The sequence below is a fragment of the Caulobacter sp. GW822-FHT07D08 genome (assembly GCF_058798735.1).
Genome location: NZ_JBXAKU010000042.1, coordinates 1 through 5778, shown reverse-complemented (window position 1 = coordinate 5778; position 5778 = coordinate 1). Strand labels below are relative to the sequence as shown.

Genomic DNA, 5778 nt, shown 5'->3' with positions numbered 1-5778 from the left:
CCTTGGGTGCGGGGACAGGATTTGAACCTGTGACCTTCAGGTTATGAGCCTGACGAGCTACCGGGCTGCTCCACCCCGCGTCAGGGTGTTGTTGAGATTGTGATGCAGGGTTTTTTGGCCTTGAAGACGATATCCTTTTGGCGGACCTGGCGGCGACCTACTCTCCCGCGCCTTGAGACGAAGTACCATTGGCCCAGGGGGACTTAACGACCGAGTTCGGAATGGGATCGGGTGGGGAACCCCCGGCAAAGCCACCAGGTCAGCGAAAAGGATATCGCTCAGCCTTTTGAGGGGCTGAGGATTGTGAAGAAGACATCAGTGTCTGAAGTAGAGCCATGCTTTATGCATGGGTTTGACTGAAGAACGATCAAGCCTATCGAGCTATTAGTACCGGTAAGCTCCATGCGTCGCCGCACTTCCACACCCGGCCTATCAACGTGGTGGTCTTCCACGGCTCTCAGCGAGACCTTGTTTTGAGGTTAGTTTCCCGCTTAGATGCTTTCAGCGGTTATCTATTCCACACTTAGCTACCCTGCTGCACAGCTGGCGCCATGACAGGTCCACCAGAGGTGTGTCCATCCCGGTCCTCTCGTACTAGGGACAGATCCTCTCAAGTCTCGTACACCCACGGCAGATAGGGACCAAACTGTCTCACGACGTTCTGAACCCAGCTCACGTACCACTTTAATCGGCGAACAGCCGAACCCTTGGGACCTGCTCCAGCCCCAGGATGTGATGAGCCGACATCGAGGTGCCAAACTTTGCCGTCGATATGGACTCTTGGGCAAAATCAGCCTGTTATCCCTAGAGTACCTTTTATTCGTTGAGCGATGGCCCTTCCACGCAGGACCACCGGATCACTATGGCCGACTTTCGTCTCTGCTCGACTTGTCAGTCTCGCAGTCAGGCGGGCTTATGCCATTGCACTCGACGACCGATTTCCGACCGGTCTGAGCCCACCATCGCGCGCCTCCGTTACACTTTGGGAGGCGACCGCCCCAGTCAAACTGCCCGCCACGCCATGTCCCGGACCCGGATAACGGGCCGCGGTTAGACGTCAGCAACAATAAGGGTGGTATTTCAAGGATGGCTCCACCGGAACTGGCGCCCCGGTTTCATAGCCTCCCACCTATCCTACACATGTTGCTGCTAACGCCAAGGCGAAGCTGCAGTAAAGGTTCATAGGGTCTTTCCGTCTGACCGCGGGAACCCCGCATCTTCACGGGGAATTCAATTTCGCTGAGCCTGTGCTGGAGACAGTGGGGAAGTCGTTACGCCATTCGTGCAGGTCGGAACTTACCCGACAAGGAATTTCGCTACCTTAGGACCGTTATAGTTACGGCCGCCGTTTACCTGGGCTTCAATTCAGAGCTTGCACCCCTCCTTTTAACCTTCAGGCACCGGGCAGGCGTCAGACCCTATACGTCGCCTTGCGGCTTCGCAGAGCCCTGTGTTTTTGATAAACAGTCGCTACCCCCTGGCTTGTGCCACTCTCATCTGGTTGCCCAAAAGAGAGTCACGCTTATCCCGAAGTTACGCGTGCAATTTGCCGAGTTCCTTCAGCACAGTTCTCTCAAGCGCCTTGGTATACTCTACCTGCCCACCTGTGTCGGTTTCGGGTACGGTCTCCGTTGGAGTTATTTCCAGGGACCTGTTCACTGCCGGGAGCAATCCAATAAGCCCCGACAATTTACCAGATCCGTCACTTCCAACTGGTTCAGGAATATTCACCTGATTCCCATCGACTACGCCTTTCGGCCTCGCCTTAGGGGCCGACTAACCCTGCGCAGATTAGCTTTACGCAGGAACCCTTGGGCTTTCGGCGAGAGGGTCTCTCACCCTCTTTATCGCTACTCATGTCAGCATTCTCACTTCCGATACCTCCAGCAAGGCTCACGCCTCACCTTCATCGGCTTACGGAACGCTCCGCTACCGCGTGCACAGAGTGCACACCCATACCTTCGGCGACTGGCTTGAGCCCCGTTACATTTTCCGCGCAGGTTCGCTTGACCAGTGAGCTGTTACGCTTTCTTTAAATGATGGCTGCTTCTAAGCCAACATCCTGGTTGTCAAAGCAAACCCACATCGTTTCCCACTTAGCCAGTACTTGGGGGCCTTAGATGATGGTTAGGGTTGTTTCCCTTTTCACGACGGACGTTAGCACCCGCCGTGTGTCTCCCGGATAGTTCTCTTGGGTATTCGGAGTTTGGTTAGAATTGGTACAGCTCGCGCCGCCCGCATCCATCCAGTGCTCTACCCCCCAAGGAATACGTCCGAGGCACTACCTAAATAGTTTTCGCGGAGAACCAGCTATGTCCAGGTTTGATTGGCCTTTCACCCCTATCCACAAGTCATCCGAGAATTTTTCAACATTCACCGGTTCGGTCCTCCAGTAAGTGTTACCTTACCTTCAACCTGCTCATGGATAGATCACCTGGTTTCGGGTCGTCATGCGACGTACTTATTCGCCCTATTCAGACTCGCTTTCGCTGCGCCTACACCTAACGGCTTAAGCTTGCACGGCACATGAAGTCGCTGACCCATTATACAAAAGGTACGCCGTCACCACGCGCGGTGGCTCCGACTGCTTGTAGGCTTCCGATTTCAGGATCTGTTTCACTCCCCTTGTCGGGGTGCTTTTCACCTTTCCCTCACGGTACTTGTTCGCTATCGGTCATTGAGGAGTACTTAGGCTTGGAGGGTGGTCCCCCCATGTTCAGACAGGATTTCACGTGTCCCGCCCTACTCGAGTCTGTCGCTATTTGACGCTTACGGGGCTATCACCCACTATGGCTGTGCTTCCCAGCACATTCAGCTTTATGTCACGACAGCACTGGCCTGGTCCCGGTTCGCTCGCCACTACTACGGGAGTCTCGGTTGATGTCCTTTCCTCCGGGTACTGAGATGTTTCAGTTCCCCGGGTTTGCTTAATGAACCCTATGTATTCAGGTCATTATACCTCTTCTGATCCATCCACTACGGCCCTGACCGAAGTCAGGAACAAGTGGAGTGACCATAAAGGTGGGTTTCCCCATTCGGAGATAGCCGGATCAAAGGGTGCTCGCGCCTCCCCGGCTCTTATCGCAGCGTGCCACGTCCTTCATCGCCTCTCAATGCCAAGGCATCCGTCAGAAGCCCTTATGCGCTTGATCGTTCTCAGCAAAACCCATGCCTCTTGAGACCTAGCCGCGTCACGCGGGAAGGTCTCGAGCATGAGCTCTACCTTTAGTCAGACAATGATGTCTTCTTAAGTCCATCCTTAAACCAGGTCCGTATCCCAGGGGTGAGCTACGGTTGGCGGAGGAACCCTGCCTTCACAATGTCATTTCGCATCGACGCTAAGCGCCGCTGCAAACTTGATCATTCCTCGATCGCGATTTCCCAACCCTACTAGCTAGCCTCGCTCAAGCAGCGAAGCGGTAGCGAGGATTGCGAGGAAAAATGGTGGAGCCAGACGGATTCGAACCGACGACATCCTGCTTGCAAAGCAGGCGCTCTACCAACTGAGCTATGGCCCCTCACACTCGGTGTGAGTTGCTTGCCCAGCAGGAGCTGGTCGGTGCGGTCCGTATGTTTGGAAAGAGTGGTAGGCCCGATAAGACTTGAACTTATGACCTCACGCTTATCAAGCGTGCGCTCTAACCAACTGAGCTACGGGCCCATAGGCCGCTCAGATGAGGTCCAGTCAGTCTGACTGAACCCGCTCCAGGGCTCGCGATCGTGTCCTGAACCTCGACGGTCCAGAACAAGTGGAAAGAGAAACGAAGACGGCGGCGATCCGCTCATTTGTGTGCGTCTAGCGCACTAATTGGAGCCTCAATAGTCTCGTGAGAGACTGGAGAAGCATCCTTAGAAAGGAGGTGATCCAGCCGCAGGTTCCCCTACGGCTACCTTGTTACGACTTCACCCCAGTCGCTGACCCTACCGTGGTCGCCTGCCTCTCTTGCGAGTTAGCGCAGCGCCTTCGGGTAAAGCCAACTCCCATGGTGTGACGGGCGGTGTGTACAAGGCCCGGGAACGTATTCACCGCGGCATGCTGATCCGCGATTACTAGCGATTCCAACTTCATGCTCTCGAGTTGCAGAGAACAATCCGAACTGAGACGACTTTTAGGGATTGGCTCCCCCTCGCGGGATTGCAGCCCTCTGTAGTCGCCATTGTAGCACGTGTGTAGCCCACCTTGTAAGGGCCATGAGGACTTGACGTCATCCCCGCCTTCCTCCGGATTAACTCCGGCAGTACGATTAGAGTGCCCAGCCAAACCTGATGGCAACTAATCGCGAGGGTTGCGCTCGTTGCGGGACTTAACCCAACATCTCACGACACGAGCTGACGACAGCCATGCAGCACCTGTGTCCCAGTCCCCGAAGGGAAAGCCAGATCTCTCTGGTGGTCCGGGCATGTCAAAAGGTGGTAAGGTTCTGCGCGTTGCTTCGAATTAAACCACATGCTCCACCGCTTGTGCGGGCCCCCGTCAATTCCTTTGAGTTTTAATCTTGCGACCGTACTCCCCAGGCGGAGTGCTTAATGCGTTAGCTGCGTCACCGACATGCATGCATGCCGACAACTAGCACTCATCGTTTACGGCGTGGACTACCAGGGTATCTAATCCTGTTTGCTCCCCACGCTTTCGAGCCTCAGCGTCAGTAACGGACCAGTATGTCGCCTTCGCCACTGGTGTTCTTCCGAATATCTACGAATTTCACCTCTACACTCGGAGTTCCACATACCTCTTCCGTACTCAAGACTGCCAGTATCAAAGGCAATTCCAAGGTTGAGCCCTGGGCTTTCACCTCTGACTAAACAGTCCGCCTACGCTCCCTTTACGCCCAGTAATTCCGAGCAACGCTAGCCCCCTTCGTATTACCGCGGCTGCTGGCACGAAGTTAGCCGGGGCTTCTTCTCCGGGTACCGTCATTATCGTCCCCGGTGAAAGAATTTTACAATCCTAAGACCTTCATCATTCACGCGGCATGGCTGCGTCAGGCTTTCGCCCATTGCGCAAGATTCCCCACTGCTGCCTCCCGTAGGAGTTTGGGCCGTGTCTCAGTCCCAATGTGGCTGATCATCCTCTCAGACCAGCTACTGATCGTCGCCTTGGTGGGCCTTTACCCCACCAACTAGCTAATCAGACGCGGGCCGCTCTAATGGCGATAAATCTTTCCCCCGAAGGGCTTATCCGGTATTAGCTCAAGTTTCCCTGAGTTGTTCCGAACCAAAAGGCACGTTCCCACGTGTTACTCACCCGTCCGCCACTAATCCCGAAGGATCCGTTCGACTTGCATGTGTTAGGCCTGCCGCCAGCGTTCGCTCTGAGCCAGGATCAAACTCTCAGGTTGAGTTGACATTGACATCAGACTTCCAATCCCGGGGGAAAACCCAGGATCAGGTATCTGGTTTGCATAGTATCTTGACGAGTTCCCATCACACAGTGACCAGCCCGAAAGCCAGCCACCATATTAATGGTGTCTTCAAGAGACCGCATTTGTCAGCGTCGAAGGTTACCTCGAAGGGTAACCGCCAGAGCGCCGCCGCCTGCGTTTCTCTTTCCAAATCAACAATGTCAAAGACCCGAACCACCTCTCAGCGGCCCCACCGTTTAACGCCCGGTGTCGGCGGAGGCGGCTATCTAGCGAACCTCGAATTCCGTGTCAAATCGTTTTTTTCAAAACTTTCCGACAAACCCGCCAACCAACCCGGAGGTCCTCGGCAGAGCCGGCAGCTTCTAAAGAAACCACCAAATCCAGTCAAGCTATTTCTCGAAGAAAACCTCGAAGC

General features: G+C 54.8%; 3 tRNA genes, 3 rRNA genes and 1 pseudogene. 1 reads left to right on the top strand and 6 read right to left on the bottom strand.

Annotation, left to right across the window (positions count from 1 at the left end):
- Positions 1 to 3: 3 nt before the first annotated feature.
- The 6 genes from AC1RJ9_RS28185 to AC1RJ9_RS28160 all read right to left on the bottom strand — a co-directional run bounded on the left by AC1RJ9_RS28185 (position 4) and on the right by AC1RJ9_RS28160 (position 5339).
- Positions 4 to 80 (bottom strand) — tRNA-Met (locus AC1RJ9_RS28185).
- Between the two features lie 64 nt (positions 81 to 144).
- Positions 145 to 259 (bottom strand): 5S ribosomal RNA (rrf, locus tag AC1RJ9_RS28180).
- Between the two features lie 104 nt (positions 260 to 363).
- A 23S ribosomal RNA gene (locus AC1RJ9_RS28175) occupies positions 364 to 3152 on the bottom strand.
- 290 nt (positions 3153 to 3442) lie between these two features.
- Positions 3443 to 3518 (bottom strand) — tRNA-Ala (locus tag AC1RJ9_RS28170).
- Positions 3519 to 3584: 66 nt separating this feature from the next.
- Positions 3585 to 3661: transfer RNA gene (locus AC1RJ9_RS28165), tRNA-Ile, on the bottom strand.
- 192 nt (positions 3662 to 3853) lie between these two features.
- Positions 3854 to 5339: ribosomal RNA gene (locus tag AC1RJ9_RS28160) — 16S ribosomal RNA — on the bottom strand.
- Together the 16S, 23S and 5S rRNA genes with 3 tRNA genes alongside form the textbook arrangement of a ribosomal RNA operon.
- Before the next feature lie 92 nt (positions 5340 to 5431).
- Between AC1RJ9_RS28160 and AC1RJ9_RS28155 the strand changes: the two are divergent.
- Positions 5432 to 5778: pseudogene (locus tag AC1RJ9_RS28155) on the top strand (hypothetical protein); the annotation flags it as partial.